A 25,902-nucleotide genomic window follows, 5' to 3' on the forward strand; every position below is an offset into this window, starting at 1 on the left:
TTTGCGTGCCCGTTTTACAAGTTGGCTGCTATGCAGGAAAACAGATCCCATCCCGACACCACTTTCGCGTTGCGTAATGTCTCCTTTCGTGTGCCTGGCCGCACGCTTTTGCATCCTCTCTCATTAACTTTTCCGGTGGGGAAAGTAACCGGCCTTATCGGCCACAACGGGTCCGGAAAATCGACGTTATTGAAAATGCTGGGACGTCATCAGCCGCCGTCGGAAGGTGAAATCCTGCTCGACGAACAGCCGCTGGAGAACTGGAGCAGTAAAGCGTTTGCCCGCAAGGTCGCCTATCTGCCGCAGCAGTTGCCTCAGGCCGAAGGGATGACGGTGCGTGAACTGGTGGCGATTGGCCGCTATCCGTGGCACGGGGCGCTGGGACGTTTTGGCGTTGCCGACAGAGAGAAAGTAGAAGAAGCTATTTCGTTGGTCGGCTTAAAACCGCTGGCGCACCGCCTGGTGGATAGCCTGTCCGGCGGAGAACGCCAGCGTGCGTGGATTGCCATGCTGGTGGCGCAGGACAGCCGCTGTCTGCTGCTTGATGAGCCGACTTCCGCGCTGGATATCGCTCATCAGGTTGACGTGCTGGCGCTGGTGCATCGCTTAAGCCAGCAGCGTGGGCTAACGGTGATTGCGGTGCTGCATGATATCAACATGGCGGCCCGCTACTGCGATTACTTAGTTGCGCTGCGCGGTGGTGAAATGATTGCGCAAGGAACGCCTGCTGAACTGATGCGCAGTGAAACTCTGGAACAGATTTACGGTATCCCGATGGGCATTTTGCCGCATCCGGCCGGTGCCGCACCCGTGAGTTTTGTCTATTAATGATTGAATTACATCATATTACCCGTCGGCGTCTGCTTACGGCGATGGCGTTGTCGCCGCTGCTGTGGCGGATGAATACGGCGTCCGCCGCGGCGATTGATCCGCAGCGTATTGTGGCGCTGGAATGGCTGCCGGTAGAGCTGTTGCTGGCGCTGGGTATTACGCCGTATGGCATTGCGGATATCCCTAACTACAAGCTGTGGGTCAGTGAGCCACCTCTACCGGACTCGGTGATTGATGTTGGGCTACGCACGGAACCCAATCTCGAACTGCTGACCGAAATGAAACCCTCGTTTCTGCTCTGGTCGGCAGGCTATGGTCCTTCCCCGGAAAAGCTGGCGCGTATTGCACCTGGTCGGGGATTTAACTTCAGCGACGGTAAAAAACCGCTGGTCGTTGCGCGACAATCGCTGCAGGAAATGGCGCAATTGTTCAATCTGCAGGACTCTGCTGAACGCCATCTGACTGAGTACGATCGTTTTATTGCCAGCCTGAAGCCGCGCTTCATTCAACGCGGTGCGCGCCCTGTGCTTCTCACCTCTCTGCTTGATTCGCGGCATATGCTGGTGTTTGGCCCAAACAGCCTGTTTCAGGACGTGCTGGACGAATATGGGATCCCCAACGCCTGGCAGGGAGAGACAAACTTTTGGGGCAGCACTGCCGTGAGTATTGACCGTCTGGCTGCTTTTCAGGATGTCGATGTATTGTGCTTTGATCACGGCAACGATAAAGAGATGGCTGCACTGATGTCTACGCCGTTGTGGCAGGCGATGCCCTTTGTTCGCAGCGGACGTTTTCAGCGCGTGCCGGCCGTCTGGTTCTATGGCGCAACGCTATCAGCCATGCATTTTGCCCGCATTCTGGATAATGCGCTGGGAGGCAAAGCGTGAGTAAACGTATCGCGCTGTTCCCCATTCTCCTGCTGGCGGTTCTGTTTGTTGCCGCCTGTTGGCTCACATGGGTTAACTTCTCCGTTGCGCTACCGCGCAGCCAATGGCAACAGGCTATCTGGTCACCGGATATCGATGCCATTAAACAGATGGTTTTCCACTACAGCCTGCTGCCGAGGCTGGCGATTTCGCTGTTGGTCGGTGCCGGGCTGGGACTGGTCGGCGTATTGTTTCAGCAGGTGCTGCGTAACCCACTGGCGGAGCCAACCACGCTAGGCGTTGCGACCGGTGCGCAGTTGGGCATTACCGTCACGACGCTGTGGGCTATTCCCGGTGCGCTTACCACGCAATTTGCTGCGCTGGCAGGTGCTTGTGTCGTTGGGGCGCTGGTGTTTGGCGTCGCCTGGGGCAAACGTCTTTCTCCGGTGACGTTAATCCTCGCCGGACTGGTGGTCAGCCTGTACTGCGGGGCGATTAACCAGTTGATGGTTATCTTCCATCACGATCAACTGCAAAGCATGTTTTTATGGAGCAGCGGCACGCTAACCCAAACCGACTGGAGCGGCGTACAGCGACTGTGGCCACAGCTGCTGGGCGGCGTGATGCTGACTCTGCTGCTGTTGCGTCCAATGACGCTGATGGGACTGGATGACGGCGTGGCGCGTAACCTCGGTCTGGCGTTGTCGCTGGCGCGCCTGGCGGCCTTATCGCTGGCGATTGTCATCAGCGCCTTGCTGGTTAACGCGGTTGGGATTATCGGCTTTATTGGCCTGTTTGCACCGCTGCTGGCGAAAATGCTCGGCGCGCGGCGTCTGTTGGCGCGTCTGATGCTGGCCCCGCTGATTGGTGCGTTGATCCTCTGGCTCTCTGACCAAATCATTCTGTGGCTGACCCGCGTATGGATGGAGGTCTCCACCGGTTCGGTGACGGCGCTGATTGGCGCGCCATTGCTGCTGTGGTTGTTGCCGCGCCTTAGAAGTATGAGCGCACCGGATATGAATGCCAGCAACCGTATCGCCGCGGAGCGTCAGAATGTACTGATGTTTGCGCTGGCGGGCGGGGTGGTTTTGCTGCTGACTCTGGTGGTGGCGCTGTCGTTTGGCCGCGATGCGCACGGCTGGACATGGGCCAGCGGCGCGATGCTGGATGAACTGATGCCCTGGCGCTGGCCACGTATTCTGGCGGCGTTGATTGCCGGGGTGATGCTGGCGGTAGCGGGCTGTATTATTCAGCGTCTGACCGGAAACCCAATGGCGAGCCCGGAAGTTCTGGGCATTAGCTCCGGCGCGGCATTTGGCGTGGTGTTAATGCTGTTTCTGGTCCCCGGAAATGCCTTTGGCTGGCTGCTGCCCGCAGGGAGCCTCGGGGCTGCGGTCACCTTGCTTATCATTATGATTGCCGCCGGGCGCGGTGGTTTTTCGCCGCACCGTATGCTGCTGGCAGGGATGGCGCTCAGTACGGCGTTTACTATGTTGTTGATGATGCTGCAGGCCAGCGGCGATCCGCGTATGGCGGGCGTGCTGACCTGGATCTCCGGCTCAACTTATAACGCGACGGGCGAACAGGTACTGCGCACCGGAATTGTGATGGTTATCCTGCTGGCGCTGACACCGCTGTGTCGTCGTTGGCTGACGATTTTACCGCTCGGCGGCGATACGGCGCGTGCGGTGGGTATGGCGATCACGCCGTCACGCGTGGGGTTACTGCTGTTGGCTGCGGGGCTAACGGCGACAGCAACCATGACCATTGGACCGTTGAGTTTTGTCGGGCTGATGGCTCCGCATATTGCCCGAATGATGGGTTTTCGTCGCGCGATGCCGCATATGCTGATTTCGGCGCTGGCGGGAGGTGTGCTGCTAGTCTTTGCTGACTGGTGCGGCAGGATGGTGCTGTTTCCGTATCAGATTCCGGCAGGATTACTGTCGACGTTTATTGGCGCGCCGTACTTTATCTATCTGCTACGTAAGCAGAGTCGCTGAGGTTAATCTCTTCCATTTAGGCTGCGTCGCCATCCGGCAATAAAAAAGCCGGGTGGCGGCTTCGCCTTACCCGGCCTACGTTATTTCTGGGCGTTATCTTTTACAATTTCGCAAACACCCGGCGCGCGGCGTCGATGGTGTTATTGATATCGTCTGCACTGTGCGCGACGGACATAAAGCCCGCTTCGAAGGCGGACGGCGCTAGGTAAATCCCTTCATCCAGCATCATGTGGAAGAAACGCTTGAAGCGTTCAACGTCGCATGCCATCACATCCTGATAGCAGGTCACGGTTTCTGCATCGGTGAAGAAAATCCCGAACATCCCGCCCACATGGTTAACCACCAGCGGAATATTCGTCTCTTCGGCGGCTTCCAGCAGACCTTCCGCCAGACGCGTCGTCAGTTCGTTCAGCGTTTCATGAATACCCGGCTGGGCCACTTCGTTCAGACAAGCAAAACCTGCTGCCATCGCAATCGGGTTACCTGAAAGCGTACCCGCCTGATAAACCGGACCGGTTGGCGCCAGCGCGTCCATCACATCACGGCGACCGCCGAATGCGCCAACGGGCATCCCGCCACCGATGATTTTGCCAAGGCAGGTCAGATCCGGAACGACGCCGTAATAATCCTGCGCACCGGCCAGCGCCACGCGGAAACCGGTCATGACTTCATCGATGATCAACAGCGCGCTAAACTCATCACACAGGGCACGCAGGCCCGGCAGGAATTCTGGCAGCGGCGGGATGCAGTTCATGTTGCCCGCGACCGGCTCAACGATAATGCAGGCGATCTCCTGCGGATACTGTTCGAATGCCGCGCGAACGGAAGAGAGATCGTTGTAGGTGCAGGTCAGGGTGTGTTTCGCGAAATCGGCTGGAACGCCCGGGGAGTTTGGCTGACCCAGCGTTAACGCGCCGGAACCAGCTTTAACCAGCAGGCAGTCGGCATGACCGTGATAGCAACCTTCAAATTTGATGATCTTATCGCGACCGGTGAAACCGCGCGCCAGACGGATTGCGCTCATCGTCGCTTCCGTACCGGAGTTCACCATACGCACCATATCCATGGTCGGCACAAGTTCAGTGACCAGCTCCGCCATTTTCACTTCCATCTCGGTCGGCGCGCCGAAGCTTAAACCGCGCTCTGCGGCTTCAATCACCGCATTGCGAATTGCCGGGTGGTTATGGCCCAGTACCATCGGTCCCCAGGAACCGACGTAATCGACATAGGCTTTACCATCGACATCGTACAGATACGCGCCGTCCGCTTTTTCGATAAACAGCGGAGTACCACCCACGCCAGTAAAGGCGCGAACGGGGGAGTTAACGCCGCCAGGGATAAGTTCGCGTGCTGCGCTGTAGAGATTTTCAGACTTACTCATGGATGGGGTCCTGGTTCGTAGAAAAAGTAAATGCCCGCTATTCTAGTTATTCAGAGAAGGTTATGAAAGTTTTACGCATTTGAAACAATGCGATTTGCAGGGGATTTTCGTGAAATGTGCGAGTAGAATGCCGATTCCGTATTTGTATTACCAATTAATGATCATCTGATGAAGACTGACTCTCCCTCTTTTGAAGCACAACAAATTGTGCGTTTACGCCGCAGGGATCAAATCCGTCGACTCCTGGAACGCGATAAAACGCCGCTGGCGATCCTGTTGATGGCCGCCGTTGTCGGTACCGTGACGGGGCTTGTTGGCGTGGCATTTGAGAAAGCGGTGACCTGGGTACAAAATCAGCGCATTGGCGCCCTGGCCCAGGTTGCGGACCATGCCATTCTGCTGTGGCCGCTGGCGTTTATTCTCTCTGCATTGCTGGCGATGGTCGGCTATTTTCTGGTTCGTAAATTTGCGCCGGAAGCGGGAGGCTCGGGGATCCCTGAGATTGAAGGCGCGCTGGAAGAGCTACGACCTGTGCGCTGGTGGCGCGTTCTGCCGGTGAAATTTATTGGCGGCATGGGCACGCTGGGAGCCGGTATGGTGCTCGGGCGAGAAGGGCCGACCGTACAGATAGGCGGGAACATTGGGCGCATGGTGCTGGATATTTTCCGCATGCGCAGCGCTGAAGCGCGACATACCCTGCTGGCCACCGGTGCGGCTGCGGGTTTGTCGGCGGCGTTTAATGCGCCTCTGGCTGGGATCCTGTTCATTATTGAAGAGATGCGCCCGCAGTTTCGCTATAACCTCGTCTCGATCAAAGCCGTGTTTACCGGCGTTATTATGTCGAGCATTGTGTTTCGTGTGTTCAACGGTGAAGCACCGATTATTGAAGTCGGAAAGCTGTCTAATGCGCCGGTAAATACGCTGTGGCTGTATCTTGTACTCGGGCTTATTTTTGGCTGTGTCGGGCCGTTGTTCAACACGATGGTGTTGCGTACCCAGGATATGTTCCAGCGCTTCCACGGCGGTGAAATTAAAAAATGGGTGCTGATGGGTGGCGCGATTGGTGGCCTGTGCGGGATCCTGGGATTAATTAAACCGGAAGCGGCAGGCGGCGGGTTTAACCTGATTCCTATCGCCGCGGCGGGTAATTTTAGCGTCGGTTTACTGCTGTTTATATTTATTACCCGGGTGATCACCACGCTGTTGTGCTTCTCGTCCGGCGCGCCCGGTGGGATTTTTGCCCCGATGCTGGCGTTGGGCACATTACTTGGCACCGCGTTCGGTATGGCCGCGGCGGCCTCTTTTCCACAGTATCATCTGGAGGCCGGAACCTTTGCCATTGCCGGAATGGGGGCTTTGCTGGCGGCTTCGGTACGTGCACCGCTAACCGGTATTGTACTGGTGCTGGAGATGACCGATAACTATCAGCTCATTTTGCCAATGATTATTACCTGCCTTGGCGCAACACTATTAGCCCAATTTATGGGTGGAAAGCCGCTATACTCGACTATCCTTGCCCGCACGCTGGCAAAACAGGAAGCGGAGCAGGCGGCAAAAAGCCAGAGTACTGCCGCTGGCGAGAATACTTGAACGAAATACCAGGGTATTAGATAATGGCCTTAACCATTGGGTTATAATTTGCCCAATTGCCAATGTCGTTTGGAGCAAAATATGAGTGATGACGTAGCGCTGCCACTGCAATTTACTGAAGCAGCAGCCAATAAAGTAAAAAGCCTGATCGCTGACGAAGATAACCCGAATCTGAAATTACGCGTGTATATCACCGGCGGTGGTTGCAGCGGTTTCCAGTACGGTTTCACCTTTGATGATCAGGTGAACGATGGTGATATGACCATTGAGAAACAAGGTGTGGGTCTGGTGGTTGATCCGATGAGCCTGCAATATCTGGTGGGCGGCGCGGTTGACTATACCGAAGGTCTGGAAGGTTCCCGCTTCGTTGTGACTAACCCCAATGCGAAAAGCACCTGCGGGTGTGGTTCTTCTTTCAGCATCTGATTGCTGCCTGTAATACCGATGGTCTGATGGTGTAGGCCCGGTAAGCGTAGCGCCACCGGGCAATGTGCCGGTTGGCGGCGTAAACGCCTTATCCGGCCTACATGTTCTGCATCATCACATCAACGCCCGTTATCATCCAGAGCAAACGTCGGCAATTTCAAATGCCAGCGAATGGCGGCAAGCCTAATCAGCAGGGTGACGATCATCCCCATCATACTGGCGTTTTCCAGCGATACATTAAAGGTATAAAACGCTGTCGCATGCACGATCCCGCCGATAATACATGCCGTGGCGTAGATTTCGGTGCGCAGAATCATCGGGACTTCACGAGCTAACACATCGCGAATGATCCCGCCGCCGACGCCGGTAATCACCCCCATACAGATCGCCACCAGGGGGCCCGTCCCTGCGAGAAATGCTTTATTGACGCCAATCCCCACGAACACAGCCAGGCCAACGGCATCCAGCACCGGAAGGATCCACTTCGGTAAACGTCGTGGCTGACGTACCAGCAGGATTGTCAGCATGCTGGTGATCATTGCCACCACCAGATCGGTGGGATCCTTAACCCAAAATACCGGCCCATGATCCAGCGCCATATCGCGGATCGTTCCGCCGCCAACGGCGGTAACCACCCCGAGGACCAGGACGCCAAACGGGTCCATTCGCAATTTTCCGGCCAGTAAGACGCCAGAGATAGCAAATACCGCGGTACCGACAATATCCAGCCAATAGACGAGCATTTTTAAATCCTCACAACAGACCTGGTGGGGGCAGGCGCTAATTTATCTGTGAAAGCGCATTACAGAGTTGTTTTGCGGCGAGGATAATACGCGGGCTCGCGCGTTCGAACCAGTCACTATTAAGTGTAATAATGGGTATTTTTAGCTGGTTTCCCCAGTATTGTTCAATTTTCAGAGTTTCGCCTGGCCCTCCGGTTGCAACAATAGCCTGGGGCGCTCGTGCCAGGACCTGCTCACGGCTAACCTGTGGCCAGGGGACCCGACTGCCGGCAAAGATGTTTTCTCCACCGCATACCTCAAGAACTTCGTGCTGAATGGAGCCTTTTCCACTGGTAAACAGAGGATTTGCGCCAAACTGGAGAAACACGCGTTTTTTCGGTTTGTTGGCATACCGAGATTTTAGTAAAGCATAGTCATCAAGCATGGTTTGCGCCGCCTGTTTTGCCTGCTCAGGCTTTGGGCTCCACGCTGCCAGCTGGCGGAGCGCATCGGCGACCTGCTCGATGGTAACGGCGTCCACCCAGATGACCTTAATTCCCAGGGCGGTCAGTTGATTCACCTGCCGCTCAGCATTTCCCCCGCGCCAGGCGACGACTAAATCCGGTTTAAGCGCCACAATGCGTTCAAGGTTCATACCTTGCCAGGTGGAAACCTCCTCGATATTTTTGGCCGCTGGCGGGTAGTTTGAGTAGCTACTGACGCCTACAGGTGTAATGCCGGCGGCAAAGGCGAGTTCGGTATTGGCTGGAGAAAGCGTCACAACACGCGGTGCGGCGTACAGGAACGCCGGAAGAGTGAAAAGCAGGGCGACCAGCGCCCTGGAGAGTAATTTAGCCATGCGCCAGTTTCTGTACCAGCGTTTCAACCATCAGGCTTGACTGTTTCGCGGCAACAACCAGGAACTCGTCAAAGCTGAGATGGGACTGCTGATCGGCGACGTCAGAGATGGCGCGAACCACGACAAACGGCACATTGAAGTTATGGCAAACGTGCGCAATCGCGGTCGCTTCCATCTCAACGGCAATGGCCTGCGGGAAGTTATGCTTAATTTTAGCCAGGCCCACGGAGCCATTAATGAAGGCATCGCCGCTGACGATAAGTCCGCGAACGGCGTTCAGATTGAGTTGCGCAATGCAGGATTCTGCTGCAGCAATCAGCGCAGGATCGGCTTTAAAACCAGCCGGGCAGCCCGGTAACTGACCAAATTCATAGCCAAAGGCGGTAACGTCGGCATCGTGATAGCGCGCTTCGTCAGAAACCACGATATCGCCGACTTTCAGCGTAGAGGCCAGGCCGCCCGCGGAACCGGTGTTAATGATGGCATCCGGCTTGCAGCGTTCAAGCAGCAGCGTAGCGCCCAGCGCCGCCGCCACTTTACCGATACCTGATTTCAGTAGCGCAACCTCTGTACCGTTCAGTTGGCCGGTGTAAATTTCACAACCGCCGAGAGAGAGGGTCTGACGGTTTTCGATTTTGTCACGCAGCAGCGTAACTTCTTCTTCCATTGCACCAATGATGCCGATTTTCATAGATTTACTCGCGATAAGCCAGATTTGAGGGCATAGTCTATCATGCGCTTAAGGGGTAGCGCATTTCTCAGGCGGGAGAGGATATGGTACAGATCGATTTCCGAAAAAAAATAAACTGGCATCGTCGTTACCGTTCGCCGCAGGGCGTGAAGACGGAGCATGAGATCCTGCGTATTTTCGAAAGCGATCGTGGACGTATTATCAATTCTCCGGCTATTCGCCGACTGCAACAAAAAACCCAGGTCTTTCCGCTGGAACGTAACGCGGCGGTGCGCACGCGCCTGACGCACTCGATGGAAGTTCAGCAAGTTGGGCGCTATATCGCTAAAGAGATCCTCAGCCGACTGAAAGAACTAAAACTGCTGGAGCAGTATGGTCTGGATGAACTGACGGGACCGTTTGAGAGTATTGTCGAAATGTCGTGCCTGATGCATGACATTGGCAATCCGCCGTTTGGTCATTTTGGTGAAGCGGCGATTAATGACTGGTTCCGCCAGCGGCTGTATCCCGCCGACGCGGAAAGTCAGCCCCTCAGCGACGACCGCTGCCTGGTGGCGGCGTTACGTTTGCGCGAAGGCGAAGAGTCGCTGAATGATATTCGCCGTAAGGTGCGCCAGGACCTGTGCCATTTTGAAGGTAATGCCCAAGGTATTCGTCTGGTGCATACTTTGATGCGTATGAATCTTACCTGGGCCCAGGTTGGTGGTATTTTAAAATATACCCGTCCGGCGTGGTGGCGTGGAAGTACGCCTACGACGCATAACTATTTAATGAAGAAACCGGGCTATTACCTTTCTGAAGAACCGTATATTGAACGGTTACGTAAAGAATTATCATTAGCGCCTTACAGTCGCTTTCCATTAACCTGGATTATGGAAGCTGCCGATGATATCTCTTATTGCGTGGCCGACCTGGAAGATGCCGTTGAGAAAAGAATCTTTAGCGTCGAGCAACTTTATCACCATCTGCATGAGGCGTGGGGGCACCACGAAAAAGGTTCCCTGTTTAGCCAGGTTGTTGAGAATGCCTGGGAGAAATCACGGTCAAATACATTAAGCCGGAGCACGGAAGATCAGTTCTTTATGTATTTACGCGTCAATACGCTGAATAAACTGGTGCCGTATGCAGCCCAGCGGTTTATTGATAATTTACCGCAGGTTTTTGACGGCAGCTTTAATCACGCGCTGTTAGAAGATGCCAGTAGCTTTAGTCAGTTGCTGGGGGTCTATAAAAATGTGGCGATAAAACACGTATTTAGTCATCCGGACGTTGAGCAGTTGGAATTGCAGGGGTATCGGGTGATCAGCGGGTTGCTGGAGATCTATCAGCCTTTATTAAAAATGTCCCAGTCAGATTTTACTGAGCTGGTCGACAATGAAAGAGTTAAACGTTTTCCTATCGAATCACGATTATTTCAGAAGTTGTCTACTCGCCATCGTCTTGCTTATGTCGAGGCGGTTAGTAAAATATCAACGGGTTGCGCTGAGTTTTCGGTAATGGAATATTATTATCGCTGCCGGCTGATTCAGGATTATATCAGCGGGATGACCGATCTGTATGCCTGGGATGAATATCGTCGCTTGATGGCCGTAGAACAATAAATACTCATTTGTAAAGACGGCCAATAAAATTTTACTTTTTCCTTAAACTCAATTCTGGAACTTAGCGTTATAAAACGACTCTGACGTATACAGCAATTTTGCGTTACCTGTTAATCGAGAACGAAACACATGAAAAAAACCACATTAGCAATGAGTGCACTGGCTCTGAGTTTAGGTTTGGCGTTGTCCCCCCTGTCTGCCACAGCGGCTGAGACGTCGTCTTCAGCAATGACCGCCCAACAGATGCCAAGCCTGGCCCCGATGCTCGAAAAAGTGATGCCATCGGTGGTAAGCATTAACGTCGAGGGGAGCACGACGGTAAATACGCCGCGTATGCCGCGTAATTTCCAGCAGTTCTTCGGTGATAATTCACCATTCTGCCAGGACGGTTCACCGTTCCAGAGTTCACCGTTCTGCCAGGGCGGCGCACCGGGCGCTGACAACGGCGGCGGCCAGCAGCAGAAATTTATGGCGCTGGGTTCCGGCGTAATTATTGATGCCGCGAAAGGGTATGTCGTGACCAACAACCACGTGGTGGATAACGCCACGGTGATTAAGGTTCAGTTGAGCGATGGCCGTAAATTTGATGCGAAGATCGTGGGTAAAGATCCGCGCTCCGATATCGCGCTGATCCAAATTCAGGACCCGAAAAACCTGACGGCGATTAAGCTGGCAGATTCCGACGCGCTGCGTGTGGGTGATTATACCGTAGCAATTGGTAACCCGTTTGGCCTCGGTGAGACCGTGACCTCCGGTATTGTTTCTGCGCTGGGCCGTAGCGGTCTGAACGCGGAAAACTACGAAAACTTTATTCAGACGGATGCCGCGATCAACCGGGGTAACTCCGGCGGCGCACTGGTCAACCTGAACGGTGAGCTGATCGGTATTAACACCGCGATCCTTGCGCCGGACGGCGGTAACATCGGTATTGGCTTTGCAATCCCGAGCAACATGGTGAAAAACCTGACGTCACAGATGGTTGAGTTTGGTCAGGTTAAACGCGGTGAGCTGGGTATTATGGGTACCGAGCTGAGCTCTGAGCTGGCGAAAGCGATGAAAGTTGATGCTCAGCGTGGCGCATTTGTCAGCCAGGTGATGCCGAACTCTTCCGCAGCGAAAGCAGGTATTAAAGCCGGGGATGTGATTACCTCCCTGAACGGTAAACCGATCAGCAGCTTCGCCGCCCTGCGTGCGCAGGTGGGTACGATGCCGGTAGGCAGCAAAATTAACCTTGGTCTGTTGCGTGACGGTAAACCGGTCACTGTGAATCTGGAACTGCAGCAGAGCAGCCAGACTCAGGTTGATTCCAGCTCTATCTTCAAAGGCATTGAAGGGGCTGATATGAGCAACAAAGGCCAGGACAAAGGGGTCGTGGTCAGCGAGGTGAAAGCGAATTCTCCGGCTGCACGGATTGGCCTGAAGAAAGGGGATGTGATTATCGGTGCGAACCAGCAGCCGGTGAAAAATATCGCCGAACTGCGCAAAATCCTCGACAGCAAACCGGCTGTACTGGCGCTGAACATTCAGCGTGGTGACAGCTCCATCTATCTGTTGATGCAGTAATCTCACTAAACCCCTTCCTGCACAGGAAGGGGTTTCTTTTTGTGATACTTCCCACAACTCCATACTTCTCCCTCTCGCTTTGTGCAGTTGCACAATGCCGCCGCTTATTATCTTCCCTATGCTTGAGCTCTGCTCACAGGAGGGGTTTATGGCTGGCTGGCATCTTGATACCAAAATGGCGCAGGATATCGTAGCGCGAACCATGCGCATCATTGATACCAATATCAACGTAATGGATGCCCGCGGGCGGATCATTGGCAGCGGCGATCGCGAACGAATTGGTGAATTGCACGAAGGCGCGCTGCTGGTGCTTTCACAAGGTCGGGTGGTCGATATTGACGATGCGGTAGCCCGGCATTTACATGGTGTGCGTCAGGGGATAAACCTGCCGCTGCGTCTGGAAGGCGAAATCGTTGGCGTTATCGGTCTTACTGGCGAGCCGGAACATCTGCGCAAGTATGGCGAACTGGTGTGCATGACCGCCGAAATGATGCTGGAACAGTCGCGTCTGATGCATCTGTTAGCGCAGGATAGCCGTCTGCGTGAAGAGCTGGTGATGAACCTGATTCAGGCGGAAGAGAATACCCCGGCACTGATGGAATGGGCACAGCGATTGGGCATTGATTTGAACCAGCCGCGCGTGGTGGCGGTAGTGGAGGTCGACAGCGGTCAGCTTGGCGTTGATAGTGCGATGGCGGAGCTACAGCAATTGCAGAACGCGTTGACTACACCCGAACGTAATAATCTGATTGCGATTGTTTCTCTGACCGAGATGGTGGTGCTGAAACCAGCCCTCAATCAGTTTGGCCGCTGGGACGCTGAAGATCATCGCAAGCGCGTTGAGCAACTGATTGCCCGCATGAAAGAGAATGGACAACTGCGTTTTCGCGTGTCGCTGGGCAACTATTTTACCGGGCCCGGCAGCATTGCCCGTTCGTATCGTACGGCGCGCACCACCATGATGGTCGGCAAGCAGCGGATGCCGGAAAGCCGGAGCTATTTCTATCAGGACTTGATGCTGCCGGTGCTGCTGGACAGCCTGCGCGGCGGCTGGCAGGCCAATGAGCTGGCGCGCCCGCTGGTAAGGCTGAAAGCGATGGATAACAACGGTTTGCTGCGTCGAACATTATCGGCATGGTTTCGACATAACGTTCAGCCGCTGGCGACCTCAAAAGCATTGTTTATTCACCGCAATACGCTGGAGTATCGCCTGAACCGTATTTCAGAGCTGACCGGGCTGGATCTGGGGAATTTTGACGATCGACTGCTGCTGTATGTGGCGTTGCAGCTGGATGAGCAGCATTGATTAATTGCCTGATAAGCGTAGCGCTATCAGGCAACAATCTACTTATTTGCGCGTCAGTTTTTCCAGATCGGCTTCAATCTCGCTGATCTTGTTGGTCACGACGCTTTCCAGATGACGTAAATCATCGAGGATCTTGCGTTTAAGATCGACTTCGCTGCGATCTCGCTGGCAGATCTGATCCAGTTCGTCGATCACGTAGCGCAGGTTGGGACTGATCTCCTGCACTTCTTTGTAACCCTGACCGACGCCATCGGCGACAACCGTTTTACGCTGACGGGGATATTTGAACTTCACGCTCTTGGCAAAAAACTCGCCTTTATCCTTCTGGAAATAGATTTTCAGGATATCGTTGTTGGCTTCTTGCCGCAGGCTGTAACGATCGATCTCTTCAGGATTAGTAATGCCCAGACTTTTCAGATTGTCATACATAGCGGTACCCTTAAGCTCACTATAACCATTGAATAATTAACGAAAAGCCTTGTTTATGCCACTCGCAGATGTAAAAAAAGCGGGCTAAGCCCGCTTTTTCAAATCGCTGTTAGTCGATGGTGCGTAACAGTTCGTTGATTCCCACTTTGCCACGCGTTTTGGCATCGACTTTCTTCACAATCACCGCGCAGTACAGGCTGTATTTGCCATCTTTCGACGGCAGGTTGCCGGAGACGACCACGGAGCCCGCTGGAACGCGGCCGTAATGCACTTCGCCGGTTTCGCGATCGTAAATACGGGTGCTCTGGCCGATATACACACCCATGGAGATGACGGAGCCTTCTTCGACGATCACGCCTTCAACCACTTCAGAGCGCGCGCCGATGAAGCAGTTGTCTTCGATGATGGTCGGGTTAGCCTGCAACGGTTCCAGTACGCCACCAATACCAACGCCACCGGACAGGTGTACATTCTTACCGATTTGCGCACAGGAACCCACTGTCGCCCAGGTATCAACCATCGTACCTTCATCAACATAAGCGCCGATGTTCACGTAAGACGGCATCAGCACGGTGTTACGGGCGATAAACGCGCCCTGACGCACTGCCGCAGGCGGAACCACGCGGAAACCTTCTTTCTGGAAGCGCGCTTCGTCGTAGTTGGCGAATTTCATCGGCACTTTATCGAAGTAACGGCTTTCCGCACCCTCGATAACCTGATTATCGTTAATACGGAAAGAGAGCAGGACCGCCTTTTTCAGCCACTGATGCGTGACCCACTGACCCTCAATCTTTTCTGCGACGCGCAGTGCACCGGAATCCAGTAAAGAAATAACCTGATTCACCGCTTCGCGGGTTACGGTATCTACATTTGCCGGAGTAATGTCGGCACGGCGCTCGAAAGCGGACTCAATAACGTTCTGTAACTGCTGCATTGTTAAACTCTTTCCATAATAAATAAAAACATTACCCTTTATCGTTTGGATTGAGGGCCTCTGTCAACCGTTGATGCACTTCCTGCTGCAGCTCATTATTAAGGGCGCGCCGGTCGGCGGTGGCGATTATGAATAAATCTTCTACTCGCTCGCCAATAGTTGTAATTCGGGCGCCATGCAGCGAAATTCCCAGATCGGCAAAAATCTGCCCAACCCGCGCCAGCAGTCCTGGCTGGTCGAGAGCGATAAGCTCAAGAAATGATTTTCGGTCGGTATGGGTCGGCAGAAAAGTGACCTCGGTATCGACGGTAAAGTGACGTAATTTTGCCGGCTGTCGACGCGGTTGCGGCGGCTGCCAGCTACGCTGGGTGATCGCCTGTTCCAGCCCAAAACGGATCGCTTCGTGTCGGTCTGACGACAGCGGGCTACCGTCTGGTTCCAGCACAATGAACGTATCCATCGCCATCCCATCGCGGGTGGTGAAAATCTGCGCATCGTGGACGCTAAGGTTGCGCCTGTCCAGTTCGGCGCAGACGGCAGCAAACAGGTAAGGGCGGTCAGGGCTCCAGATGAAAATTTCCGTCCCGCCTCGCGTGGCCTGCGGGCTGAGCAGGATCAGCGGCTTGCTGAGATCGTGTTGCAGCAGATGACGTGCATGCCAGGCCAGCTGATTTGGGCTGTGACGTACGAAATAGTTGGCGCGACAGCGCGACCAGATATGGTGTAGCGCTTCTTCATCAATGTTGTCCATGCGCAGTAGCGCCAGCGCCTGAAGCTGATGATGGCGTACGCGCTCACGCATATCCGGCGTGTTTTGCATCCCGCGCCGTAACTGTTTCTCCGTCGCGAAGTACAGCTCGCGCAGCAAGCTTTGCTTCCAGCTATTCCACAGCGTTTCGTTGGTGGCGCAAATATCTGCGACGGTCAGGCACACCAAAAAGCGCAGACGATGTTCCGTTTGCACCTCTTCGGCGAATTGCTTAATGACTTCGGGATCCTGAATATCGCGGCGTTGAGCGGTAACCGACATCAGCAAATGCTGGCGCACCAGCCACACGATCAGTTGCGTTTCGCGGGAGTTCAGACCGTGCAGTTCGGCGAATTTGAGCACATCCTGGGCGCCGAGAACCGAGTGATCGCCGCCGCGACCTTTGGCGATATCGTGGAACAGCGCGGCAATCAGAATCAGCTCCGGCTGTCGTAGACGCGGCCACAGATCCACGCACAGCGGATGGCGCTGACGGGTCTCTTCGTTAGCAAAACTTTCCAGCTTAAGCATTACGCGAATAGTGTGTTCATCCACCGTATAGGCATGAAACAGGTCAAACTGCATTTGGCCGACAATATGCGACCATTGCGGCATATAGGCCCACAACACGCTGTGGCGATGCATAGGCAGCAGGCCGCGACTCACCGCGCCCGGATGGCGCAACATACTGAGAAACAGCGAACGCGCTTCCGGGATGTAGCACAGCGGCTGCGTTAAATGACGGCGGGCATGACGCAAATGGCGCAGCGTAGTGGAGTAAATTCCGCTGATCGCGCTATTACGCACCATGATGTAAAACATCCGCAATATCGCTTCGGGTTTGCGAATAAACAGGTCGTCGTCGCGCAGATCAATCAACGTGCCGCGCAGTTGAAAGTCGTCATCAATCGGACGTGGTTTTTCATCGGCGGGCAGGGCGAGGATCGCCTCGTCGAACAGTTGCAACAGCATGTGGTTCAGTTCGCTGACCCGCCGTGTGACGCGGAAATAGTCTTTCATCATCCGCTCGATAGGCTCGTTGCCTTCACCGCCGTAGTTCAGGCGTTGCGCCACGCTGAGCTGACGATCAAACAGCAGACGGTTGTCGTAACGACTAACGACCAGATGCAGGGCAAAGCGAATACGCCACAGGATATGCAAACATTCATTCAGCTCGGCACGTTCTGCCTGCGTCAAAAAGCCGAAACCGACCATTTCATCCAGTGAGGTGGCGCCAAAATGGCGGCGGGCCACCCATTGCAGGGTATGAATATCGCGCAGGCCGCCGGGGCTACTTTTGATATCCGGCTCCAGGTTGTAGCTGGTGCCGTGATAGCGCTGGTGGCGCTGATTCTGCTCTTCAACTTTGGCAGCGTAAAACTTATCGGACGGCCAGAAACCTTCGCTAAAAATATGCTTTTGTAGCTCAAGAAACAGCGCCACATCACCAATCAGCAGGCGTGTTTCAATCAGGTTGGTGGCGACGGTTAAATCTGACAATCCTTCCAGCAGACACTCTTCCAGCGTGCGTACGCTGTGCCCAACCTCGAGCCTCACGTCCCATAGCAGCGTTAACAGTTCGCCAACTTTTTCGGCCTGCGCGTCTGGTAGCTTTTTACGACTCAGGATCAGCAGGTCAATATCGGAAAGCGGATGCAGTTCGCCGCGCCCGTAACCTCCAACGGCAACCAGCGCCAGGTCGGCAATTTGCCCGAAACCGGCTTCAATCCACAGACGTTGCAGTAACTGGTCAATAAATTCGGTGCGGGCCTCAATCAGCTGTTCTGCGGAAATCCCGCTGTCAAACGCGTCACCTAACCAGTGTTGGAAAGTGTCGATATGCGCTTTAATGCCGGGGCAGTTGAGATCGTGCTGCGGCCAGGTTCCGGGGTTCTGCGGTTGGCCTGGCAGGGTGGGGAGGGCAGTATTTGCGTGTTGTTCAGGAAGAGTATTCATTATGCGCCACCCATTAAAAAAGCCGGATGACGGCGTGAACGCCTTACCCGGCCTACGAAGTAGTACAATTTGTAGGCCTGATAAGATGCGGGTGCATCGCCATCAGGCAAAACATTATTCGTCGTGTGTGATGATCGCCGGGATGGTGTCATCCTTGCGTAATGTCAGAATTTCACAGCCTTTTTCCGTCACCACAATAGTATGCTCGTACTGAGCAGACAAGCTCCGATCTTTGGTTTTCACCGTCCATCCGTCTTTCATGGTGCGGATGCGGTAATCACCGGCATTCAGCATGGGTTCTACGGTGAAGGTCATGCCTGGCTGCAGTACCACACCGCCGTCGTCTGCATCGTAGTGCAGAACCTGCGGCTCTTCATGGAAGCCGCGACCGATGCCGTGACCGCAATATTCACGGACCACAGAGAAGCCTTCGCCTTCCGCGTATTTCTGAATCGCAGCGCCCAGCGTGCGCAGGCGAATACCTGGTTTTACCATCCGCAGCGCCAGATACAGGCTTTCCTGCGTGACGCGGCACAAACGCTCGCCCAGAATGGTTGGTTTGCCGACGATGAACATTTTCGAGGTATCACCGTGGAACTCGTCTTTAATCACGGTTACGTCGATGTTGACGATATCGCCGTCTTTCAGGAGCTTGGCGTCGTCCGGGATCCCATGGCACACCACTTCATTAATAGAGATGCACACGGACTTCGGATAACCGTGATAGCCCAGGCAGGCGGAAATGGCCTGCTGCTCATTCACGATGTAGTCATTACAGATGCGATCCAGTTCGCCGGTGCTGACGCCTGGCTTAACAAACGGTTCGATCATTTCCAGTACATCGGCGGCCAGACGGCCAGCGATGCGCATTTTTTCGATTTCTTCAGGGGTCTTGATTGAGATAGCCATGAATTCTGTCCATCAGTGCCGATGATATCGGCAATAATTGTTTAAGTGGTGCCAATGGTATCAGTCCGGCATACATGCTGCCAAATTGAGAATCATTCTGAACTTCGCCTTTCGTGCCACAGGTGTGTTGGCTGAAATTTTTCACTCCAGTCGCTTACTGCATGTAAGCGCCCGGAGATGCAAAAAATTGGCTGCCTCCCTGTAACACGAAATTCATCGTTCATTCAGCATGCACCGCCAACAATTATTGGTGTCGGTAGCGTATTTGTGGTATAAAGCGCGCCGGACTTCCGATCCATTTGAAGACTACACACGATGGACGGGAGCGACAAATCTCACTTTGTGTAACAACACACACGTATCGGCACATATTCCGGGGTGCCCTTTGGGGTCGGTAATATGGGATGCGTGGAGGCTTAACCCCAACTTTTATATATAGAGGTTTTAATCATGGCAACTGTTTCCATGCGCGACATGCTCAAGGCTGGTGTTCACTTCGGTCACCAGACCCGTTACTGGAACCCGAAAATGAAGCCGTTCATCTTCGGTGCGCGTAACAAAGTTCACATCATCAACCTTGAGAAAACTGTACCGATGTTCAACGAAGCTCTGGCTGAACTGAACAAGATCTCTGCTCGTAAAGGTAAAATCCTTTTCGTTGGTACTAAACGCGCTGCAAGCGAAGCGGTGAAAGAAGCTGCTAACAACTGCGACCAGTTCTTCGTGAACCATCGCTGGTTGGGCGGCATGCTGACTAACTGGAAAACCGTTCGTCAGTCCATCAAACGTCTGAAAGATCTGGAAACTCAGTCTCAGGACGGTACTTTCGAAAAGCTGACCAAGAAAGAAGCGCTGATGCGTACTCGTGAGCTTGAGAAACTGGAAAACAGCCTGGGCGGTATCAAAGACATGGGCGGTCTGCCGGACGCTCTGTTCGTAATCGATGCTGACCACGAGCACATTGCTATCAAAGAAGCAAACAACCTGGGTATCCCAGTATTTGCTATCGTTGATACCAACTCTGATCCGGACGGTGTTGACTTCGTTATCCCGGGTAACGACGACGCAATCCGTGCTGTGACCCTGTACCTGGGCGCTGTAGCTACTACCGTTCGTGAAGGCCGTTCTCAGGATCTGGCTTCCCAGGCGGAAGAAAGCTTCGTAGAAGCTGAATAATAAGGCACGCTCGTTCGAGCCCCCTTATAAACCAGGTAGTATCACGTTTGGTTAGGGGCCCTTTAGGCCCCTTTTTCACTTTTAAATCTGTGCGGTTTCATGCCGGGCAGATCAAATCTTCCGAGGATTTTAGAATGGCTGAAATTACCGCATCCCTGGTAAAAGAGCTGCGTGAGCGTACTGGCGCAGGCATGATGGATTGCAAAAAAGCACTGACTGAAGCTAATGGCGACATCGAGCTGGCAATCGAAAACATGCGTAAGTCCGGCGCAATCAAAGCGGCGAAAAAAGCAGGCAACGTTGCTGCTGACGGCGTAATCAAAACCAAAATCGACGGCAACATCGCTTTCATTCTGGAAGTTAACTGCCAGACTGACTTCGTTGCTAAAGATGCTGGTTTCCAGGCATTTGCTGACAAAGTACTGGACGCTGCCGTTGCTGGCAAAATCACTGACGTTGAAGTTCTGAAAGCGCAGTTCGAAGAAGAACGTGTTGCTCTGGTTGCTAAAATCGGTGAGAACATCAACATCCGTCGCGTTGCTTCCCTGGAAGGCGAAGTTCTGGGTAACTACCAGCACGGTGCTCGTATCGGTGTTCTGGTTGCTGCAACTGGCGCTGACGAAGAGCTGGTTAAACAGCTGGCAATGCACGTTGCTGCAAGCAAACCAGAATTCGTTAAGCCGGAAGACGTTTCTGCTGAAGTGGTAGAGAAAGAATACCAGGTTCAGCTGGACATCGCGATGCAGTCTGGTAAGCCGAAAGAAATCGCAGAGAAAATGGTTGAAGGCCGTATGAAGAAATTCACCGGCGAAGTTTCTCTGACCGGCCAGCCTTTCGTTATGGAGCCGAGCAAATCTGTTGGTCAGCTGCTGAAAGAGCACAATGCTGACGTAACTGGCTTCATCCGCTTTGAAGTGGGCGAAGGCATCGAAAAAGTTGAGACTGACTTTGCAGCAGAAGTTGCTGCGATGTCCAAGCAGTCTTAATTTTTAAAGGAGCCGCCTGAGGGCGGCTTCTTTTTGTGTCTGGCTTGTAAATTCAGCGAACCGCTATAGTGGTCATGCTGAAAAGCGACATACAATGTCGCCGGAATTAATTCATCTCATTCGTTGACAGTCTCAGGAAAGAAACATGGCTACCAATGCAAAACCCGTCTACAAACGTATTCTGCTTAAGTTAAGTGGCGAAGCTCTGCAAGGTTCAGAAGGCTTCGGTATTGATGCAAGCATCCTTGACCGTATGGCTCAGGAAATCAAAGAGCTGGTTGAGCTGGGTATCCAGGTTGGCGTAGTGATTGGTGGTGGTAACCTGTTCCGTGGCGCTGGTCTGGCGAAAGCAGGGATGAACCGCGTTGTGGGCGACCACATGGGCATGTTAGCCACCGTCATGAACGGTCTGGCGATGCGCGATGCGCTTCACCGCGCCTATGTGAACGCTCGCTTGATGTCCGCAATTCCTCTGAATGGCGTGTGTGATAACTACAGCTGGGCGGAAGCAATCAGCCTGCTGCGTAACAACCGCGTTGTTATTTTGTCTGCGGGTACTGGCAATCCGTTCTTCACTACCGACTCTGCGGCTTGCCTGCGTGGTATTGAAATTGAAGCGGATGTGGTACTGAAAGCCACCAAAGTCGATGGCGTATTTACGGCTGACCCGGCTAAAGATCCAACGGCGACTATGTACGAACAGTTGACCTATGCTGAAGTACTGGATAAAGAGCTGAAAGTGATGGATCTTGCGGCGTTTACACTGGCTCGTGACCACAAATTACCGATTCGTGTCTTTAACATGAACAAACCGGGTGCGCTGCGCCGTGTTGTTATGGGTGAAAAAGAAGGCACGTTAATCACGGAATAATTCCCGTTGCGGCTAAATGCAGGTAATATTCCGCTTTAATGTCGCGGGATACGTCCCTCAAAATTAATCAAGACTATACTTGTCACATCTTGCGTGGTGGGTATGGTCTGACTGAAACAAGCTTTCAAGGATTCGTAACGTGATCAACGATATCAGAAAAGATGCTGAAGTACGCATGGACAAATGCGTCGAAGCGTTCAAAAACCAAATCAGCAAAATTCGCACGGGCCGTGCTTCTCCTAGCCTGCTGGATGGTATTGTCGTGGAATATTACGGCACACCGACCCCGCTGCGCCAGCTGGCAAGCGTAACGGTTGAAGATTCCCGTACCCTGAAAATCAACGTGTTCGACCGTTCTATGGGGCCAGCCGTTGAGAAAGCAATTATGGCTTCCGACCTCGGTCTGAATCCAAGCTCTGCGGGTTCCGACATCCGCGTTCCGCTGCCGCCGCTGACTGAAGAACGTCGTAAAGATCTGACCAAGATCGTGCGTGGCGAAGCTGAAGGCGCGCGCGTTGCCGTACGTAACGTACGCCGCGATGCCAACGACAAAGTGAAAGCGTTGTTGAAAGAAAAAGAGATCAGCGAAGATGACGATCGCCGTTCTCAGGACGACGTACAGAAACTGACTGACGCAGCTATCAAGAAAGTTGATGCGGCGCTGGCAGAGAAAGAAACGGAACTGATGCAGTTCTGATTCGCCTGTACGCTAAAAACGCCGCTTAGAAAGCCTGAGAAGGCTGGATGGCGGCGTTTTGCTTTTTTCTGTCTATATACTCTAAATATTCGAGTTGCAGGAAGGCGGCGACGTAGGGCATCCCCGGGAGCGTACACCCGTGCGTGACAGGGGTGTACGAGGAGAGCCAACGTACATGCAACTTGAAATATGACGAGTAAAATTCTTCTGGATGTCTGATGAAGCAATTAACCATCCTGGGATCAACCGGTTCCATTGGTTGCAGTACGCTGGATGTAGTACGCCATAACCCGGAAAAATTTCGCGTTGCTGCGTTGGTGGCGGGTAAAAATGTCGTCCGTATGGTTGAGCAATGTCTGGAATTTTCTCCTCGCTATGCGGTAATGGACGATGAAAAAAGCGCTGCGTTGGTAAAAGCAGCTCTGCTGGAGCAGGGCAGTCGTACTGAGGTTATGAGCGGGCAGCAGGCTGCCTGTGATATGGCTGCGCTGGATGATGTTGATCAGGTTATGGCGGCGATTGTCGGCGCGGCGGGCTTGCTACCGACGCTGGCGGCAATCCGCGCGGGCAAAAGCATTTTGCTGGCGAATAAAGAGTCTCTGGTGACCTGCGGGCGTCTGTTTATGGACGACGTGCAACGCCACAAAGCACAGCTTTTGCCGGTAGATAGCGAACATAACGCGATTTTTCAGAGTTTACCGCAACGTATCCAACACAATCTGGGATACGCTGACCTTGAGCAAAATGGCGTCATATCAGTTTTGCTTACCGGGTCTGGTGGCCCTTTCCGTGAAACGGCATTGCGCGATCTGGTTTCTATGACCCCCGATCAGGCATGTCGTCATCCGAATTGGTCGATGGGACGAAAAATCTCTGTCGATTCAGCCACCATGATGAATAAAGGTCTGGAATACATTGAAGCGCGTTGGTTATTTAATGCCAATGCAAGCCAGATGGAAGTGCTGATTCACCCGCAGTCGGTTATTCATTCGATGGTGCGTTATCAGGATGGTAGCGTTCTGGCGCAGTTGGGGGAACCTGATATGCGTACACCTATTGCTCATACGATGGCATGGCCAGAACGAGTGACGTCCGGCGTTAAGCCTGTCGACTTTTGCAAGCTCAGTGCGTTGACGTTTTCCGCACCTGATTACCAGCGTTATCCATGCCTGAAACTGGCGATGGACGCGTTTGAGCAAGGGCAGGCGGCGACGACCGCTTTGAACGCAGCGAATGAAATTACCGTTGCCGCATTCCTGGCGCAGCAGATCCGATTTACCGATATTGCTGACCTGAATTTATCCGTACTGGATAAGATGGATTTGCAGGAGCCACAGAGCGTTGATGACGTGCTGAAGGTTGATGCTATCGCGCGGGAAGTCGCCAGAAAAGAAGTGATGCGACGCTCAAGCTGATGATAATCCCTCCTCGGAGAATCGCGCTATTTGTTAGCGTTGGGCTTCAGTGATATAGTCTGCGCCACTCGATCGCGGGTATTTGTTTTTTTTCGGTCGGGTAAGCCGTGGTTTGACACGGCTTTTTTGTGGATGCACAAAATCATTCAGGTTGCATCAAGGTGGCAAGTGGATGAGTCCCCTGGAGCATACAAAGAGTATGTGACTGGGGCGAAGATCACAGCCAACGAAGGAGCAGCCTGAAGGATGAAGCGCAAAAGGCTTCAGTATTCCTGAGTACCGTATAATCCTTTCAGGGACTAAAAACGCGTTATGTTGTCTGCAACTAAACCATTAAGCGAAAATTTGCCAGCACATGGTTGTCGCCATGTAGCAATTATCATGGATGGCAATGGCCGCTGGGCGAAAAAGCAAGGGAAGATTCGCGCCTTTGGACATAAGGCCGGAGCAAAGTCCGTCCGCCGGGCTGTCTCTTTTGCTGCCAATAACGGTATTGATGCGTTAACGCTGTATGCCTTTAGCAGTGAGAACTGGAACCGACCTGCGCAGGAAGTGAGCGCGTTAATGGAGCTGTTTGTGTGGGCGCTTGATAGCGAAGTGAAAAACCTGCACCGCCATAACGTACGTCTGCGTATTATCGGGGATATCAGTCGATTTAACTCACGTTTACAAGAACGGATTCGCAAATCAGAAGCGATTACCGCCCAGAATACCGGGTTGACGCTAAATATTGCAGCGAATTACGGTGGACGGTGGGATATAGTCCAGGGAGTCAGACAACTGGCACAACAGGTGCAGGATGGTCTGCTGCGTCCAGAGCAAATCGATGAAGAGATGCTGGGGCAGCAAATTTGTATGCATGAACTGGCTCCTGTGGATTTAGTGATAAGGACTGGGGGAGAGCATCGAATTAGTAATTTTCTGTTGTGGCAAATTGCCTATGCCGAACTTTACTTTACGGATGTTCTCTGGCCCGATTTCGATGAACAAGACTTTGAAGGTGCGCTGCATGCCTTTGCTAATCGTGAGCGTCGTTTCGGCGGCACCGAGCCCGGTGATGAAAAAGCCTGATGGGGGTCGCTTTTGCTGAAGTATCGCCTGATTTCTGCTTTTGTTTTAATACCCGTTGTCATCGCGGCGCTGTTTTTGCTGCCGCCGGTGGGGTTCGCCATTGTTACGCTGGCCGTCTGTATGCTGGCCGCCTGGGAATGGGGACAGTTAAGCGGTTTTACCACGCGTACGCAGCGAGTCTGGCTGGCTGTTTTGTGCGGGCTATTGCTGGCACTGATGCTATTTTTGTTGCCGGAATACCATCGCAGTATTCATCAGCCGCTGGTTGAAGTATCGCTGTGGGCGTCGCTGGGCTGGTGGGTCGTGGCGCTGTTACTGGTGCTGTTTTATCCCGGCTCTGCGTCGGTCTGGCGTAATTCCAAAACATTACGCATAATTTTCGGCGTGTTAACCATAGTCCCTTTCTTTTGGGGAATGCTGGCGTTACGTGCATGGCACTATGATGAGAATCATTATAGTGGCGCGCTATGGCTGCTGTATGTCATGATCCTCGTCTGGGGAGCGGACTCGGGTGCCTATATGTTTGGTAAGTTGTTTGGCAAACATAAGCTGGCGCCGAAGGTTTCTCCTGGTAAAACCTGGCAGGGTTTTATTGGCGGACTCGCCACTGCGGCCGTGATCTCATGGGGTTATGGCATGTGGGCGAATCTTGAGGTTGCGCCTGTCACCTTGCTTATTTGCTCCATCGTTGCAGCCCTGGCCTCCGTGCTGGGTGACCTGACCGAGAGTATGTTTAAGCGTGAAGCAGGTATTAAGGACAGTGGTCACTTAATACCAGGACACGGCGGTATTTTGGATCGTATTGATAGCCTGACGGCTGCGGTACCGGTCTTTGCCTGCCTGTTGTTACTGGTATTCAGGACGCTCTAACGGA

The 25,902-nt window shown here is 53.4% G+C and carries 23 protein-coding genes and 1 pseudogene; 16 read left to right on the forward strand and 8 right to left on the reverse strand.

Annotated elements, in window-relative coordinates; translation table 11 throughout:
* Window positions 1-30: 30 nt before the first annotated feature.
* Genes fhuC through fhuB form a run of 3 tightly spaced genes read left to right on the forward strand, consistent with a single transcriptional unit; the run spans window position 31 to window position 3,697 of the window.
* Window positions 31-828, forward strand: coding sequence for a Fe3+-hydroxamate ABC transporter ATP-binding protein FhuC (gene fhuC / locus ABIE10_RS15270; RefSeq protein WP_003845793.1), 798 nt, complete (start codon window positions 31-33; stop codon window positions 826-828).
* Window positions 828-1,718 carry a Fe(3+)-hydroxamate ABC transporter substrate-binding protein FhuD gene (gene fhuD / locus ABIE10_RS15275; protein ID WP_049042714.1) on the forward strand — a complete coding sequence of 297 codons (891 nt, stop codon included), beginning with the start codon at window positions 828-830 and terminating at the stop codon, window positions 1,716-1,718. Before fhuC ends, fhuD begins: the two co-directional genes overlap by 1 nt.
* Window positions 1,715-3,697, forward strand: coding sequence for a Fe(3+)-hydroxamate ABC transporter permease FhuB (fhuB, locus tag ABIE10_RS15280; RefSeq protein WP_103766818.1), 1,983 nt, complete (start codon window positions 1,715-1,717; stop codon window positions 3,695-3,697). Before fhuD ends, fhuB begins: the two co-directional genes overlap by 4 nt.
* Before the next feature lie 100 nt (window positions 3,698-3,797).
* On the opposite strand, the gene hemL is transcribed toward fhuB, so the two are convergent.
* Window positions 3,798-5,078, reverse strand: coding sequence for a glutamate-1-semialdehyde 2,1-aminomutase (gene hemL / locus ABIE10_RS15285; protein ID WP_429156223.1), 1,281 nt, complete (start codon window positions 5,076-5,078; stop codon window positions 3,798-3,800).
* A 168-nt stretch (window positions 5,079-5,246) separates the two neighbouring features.
* Between hemL and clcA the strand changes: the two genes are divergently transcribed.
* The 3 genes and pseudogenes from clcA (at window position 5,247) to erpA (ending at window position 7,094) form a co-directional block, all read left to right on the forward strand.
* Complete coding sequence (gene clcA / locus ABIE10_RS15290) at window positions 5,247-6,668, forward strand: H(+)/Cl(-) exchange transporter ClcA (protein WP_019078400.1); 1,422 nt, start codon at window positions 5,247-5,249, stop codon at window positions 6,666-6,668.
* Window positions 6,669-6,691: 23 nt separating this feature from the next.
* Window positions 6,692-6,757, forward strand: a pseudogene (gene yadW / locus ABIE10_RS15295) (small protein YadW).
* Complete coding sequence (gene erpA, locus ABIE10_RS15300; protein WP_003018581.1) at window positions 6,750-7,094, forward strand: iron-sulfur cluster insertion protein ErpA; 345 nt, start codon at window positions 6,750-6,752, stop codon at window positions 7,092-7,094. Before yadW ends, erpA begins: the two are co-directional and overlap by 8 nt.
* A gap of 119 nt (window positions 7,095-7,213) precedes the next feature.
* Here erpA and ABIE10_RS15305 read toward each other — a convergent pair whose 3' ends face one another.
* Genes ABIE10_RS15305 through mtnN form a run of 3 tightly spaced genes read right to left on the reverse strand, consistent with a single transcriptional unit; the run spans window position 7,214 to window position 9,366 of the window.
* On the reverse strand, window positions 7,214-7,837 hold the full coding sequence (locus ABIE10_RS15305) for a TRIC cation channel family protein (RefSeq protein WP_006686772.1): 624 nt from the start codon (window positions 7,835-7,837) through the stop codon (window positions 7,214-7,216).
* Between the two features lie 37 nt (window positions 7,838-7,874).
* A complete protein-coding gene (btuF, locus tag ABIE10_RS15310) occupies window positions 7,875-8,675 on the reverse strand; it encodes a vitamin B12 ABC transporter substrate-binding protein BtuF (RefSeq protein ID WP_016155723.1) in 801 nt (266 codons plus the stop codon).
* Window positions 8,668-9,366: a 5'-methylthioadenosine/S-adenosylhomocysteine nucleosidase gene (gene mtnN, locus ABIE10_RS15315; protein WP_016151752.1), complete on the reverse strand. Its 699-nt coding sequence runs from the start codon at window positions 9,364-9,366 to the stop codon at window positions 8,668-8,670. Before mtnN ends, btuF begins: the two co-directional genes overlap by 8 nt.
* 83 nt (window positions 9,367-9,449) lie before the next feature.
* Here mtnN and dgt point away from each other — a divergent pair, with 83 nt between their 5' ends.
* The 3 genes from dgt to cdaR all read left to right on the forward strand — a co-directional run bounded on the left by dgt (window position 9,450) and on the right by cdaR (window position 13,836).
* Entirely contained in the window at window positions 9,450-10,967 is a 1,518-nt protein-coding gene (gene dgt, locus ABIE10_RS15320; protein ID WP_200108410.1) for a dGTPase, read from the forward strand.
* 129 nt (window positions 10,968-11,096) lie between these two features.
* Complete coding sequence (gene degP, locus ABIE10_RS15325; RefSeq protein ID WP_016151754.1) at window positions 11,097-12,530, forward strand: serine endoprotease DegP; 1,434 nt, start codon at window positions 11,097-11,099, stop codon at window positions 12,528-12,530.
* Window positions 12,531-12,678: 148 nt separating this feature from the next.
* On the forward strand, window positions 12,679-13,836 hold the full coding sequence (gene cdaR, locus ABIE10_RS15330; RefSeq protein WP_016151755.1) for a DNA-binding transcriptional regulator CdaR: 1,158 nt from the start codon (window positions 12,679-12,681) through the stop codon (window positions 13,834-13,836).
* A 42-nt stretch (window positions 13,837-13,878) separates the two neighbouring features.
* On the opposite strand, the gene ABIE10_RS15335 is transcribed toward cdaR, so the two are convergent.
* The 4 genes from ABIE10_RS15335 to map form a co-directional block, all read right to left on the reverse strand.
* Window positions 13,879-14,265, reverse strand: a complete 387-nt coding sequence (locus ABIE10_RS15335; RefSeq protein WP_003018562.1) for a DUF3461 family protein — start codon at window positions 14,263-14,265, stop codon at window positions 13,879-13,881.
* Between the two features lie 109 nt (window positions 14,266-14,374).
* Window positions 14,375-15,199: a 2,3,4,5-tetrahydropyridine-2,6-dicarboxylate N-succinyltransferase gene (gene dapD, locus ABIE10_RS15340; RefSeq protein ID WP_003829186.1), complete on the reverse strand. Its 825-nt coding sequence runs from the start codon at window positions 15,197-15,199 to the stop codon at window positions 14,375-14,377.
* A gap of 31 nt (window positions 15,200-15,230) precedes the next feature.
* Entirely contained in the window at window positions 15,231-17,903 is a 2,673-nt protein-coding gene (glnD, locus tag ABIE10_RS15345) for a bifunctional uridylyltransferase/uridylyl-removing protein GlnD (protein WP_016151756.1), read from the reverse strand.
* 114 nt (window positions 17,904-18,017) lie between these two features.
* Window positions 18,018-18,812, reverse strand: coding sequence for a type I methionyl aminopeptidase (gene map, locus ABIE10_RS15350; protein WP_016155726.1), 795 nt, complete (start codon window positions 18,810-18,812; stop codon window positions 18,018-18,020).
* A gap of 450 nt (window positions 18,813-19,262) precedes the next feature.
* Between map and rpsB the strand changes: the two genes are divergently transcribed.
* From rpsB to cdsA, 7 genes are all read left to right on the forward strand, one after another.
* Window positions 19,263-19,988 (forward strand): 30S ribosomal protein S2, encoded by a 726-nt coding sequence (gene rpsB, locus ABIE10_RS15355; RefSeq protein ID WP_016151758.1) that lies wholly within the window; start codon window positions 19,263-19,265, stop codon window positions 19,986-19,988.
* Between the two features lie 134 nt (window positions 19,989-20,122).
* Window positions 20,123-20,974, forward strand: coding sequence for a translation elongation factor Ts (gene tsf / locus ABIE10_RS15360; protein ID WP_003018551.1), 852 nt, complete (start codon window positions 20,123-20,125; stop codon window positions 20,972-20,974).
* A 145-nt stretch (window positions 20,975-21,119) separates the two neighbouring features.
* On the forward strand, window positions 21,120-21,845 hold the full coding sequence (pyrH, locus tag ABIE10_RS15365) for a UMP kinase (protein WP_005132114.1): 726 nt from the start codon (window positions 21,120-21,122) through the stop codon (window positions 21,843-21,845).
* 139 nt (window positions 21,846-21,984) lie between these two features.
* Entirely contained in the window at window positions 21,985-22,542 is a 558-nt protein-coding gene (gene frr / locus ABIE10_RS15370) for a ribosome recycling factor (RefSeq protein WP_016151760.1), read from the forward strand.
* 218 nt (window positions 22,543-22,760) lie between these two features.
* Window positions 22,761-23,957 carry a 1-deoxy-D-xylulose-5-phosphate reductoisomerase gene (gene ispC, locus ABIE10_RS15375; RefSeq protein ID WP_429156231.1) on the forward strand — a complete coding sequence of 399 codons (1,197 nt, stop codon included), beginning with the start codon at window positions 22,761-22,763 and terminating at the stop codon, window positions 23,955-23,957.
* A gap of 312 nt (window positions 23,958-24,269) precedes the next feature.
* A complete protein-coding gene (gene ispU / locus ABIE10_RS15380; protein ID WP_003018543.1) occupies window positions 24,270-25,028 on the forward strand; it encodes a (2E,6E)-farnesyl-diphosphate-specific ditrans,polycis-undecaprenyl-diphosphate synthase in 759 nt (252 codons plus the stop codon).
* A gap of 12 nt (window positions 25,029-25,040) precedes the next feature.
* Window positions 25,041-25,898, forward strand: a complete 858-nt coding sequence (gene cdsA, locus ABIE10_RS15385) for a phosphatidate cytidylyltransferase (RefSeq protein WP_429156233.1) — start codon at window positions 25,041-25,043, stop codon at window positions 25,896-25,898.
* Window positions 25,899-25,902: the final 4 nt, after the last annotated feature.

It is taken from the genome of Citrobacter sp. 506 (assembly GCF_050434985.1).
Classification (GTDB): domain Bacteria; phylum Pseudomonadota; class Gammaproteobacteria; order Enterobacterales; family Enterobacteriaceae; genus Citrobacter; species Citrobacter braakii.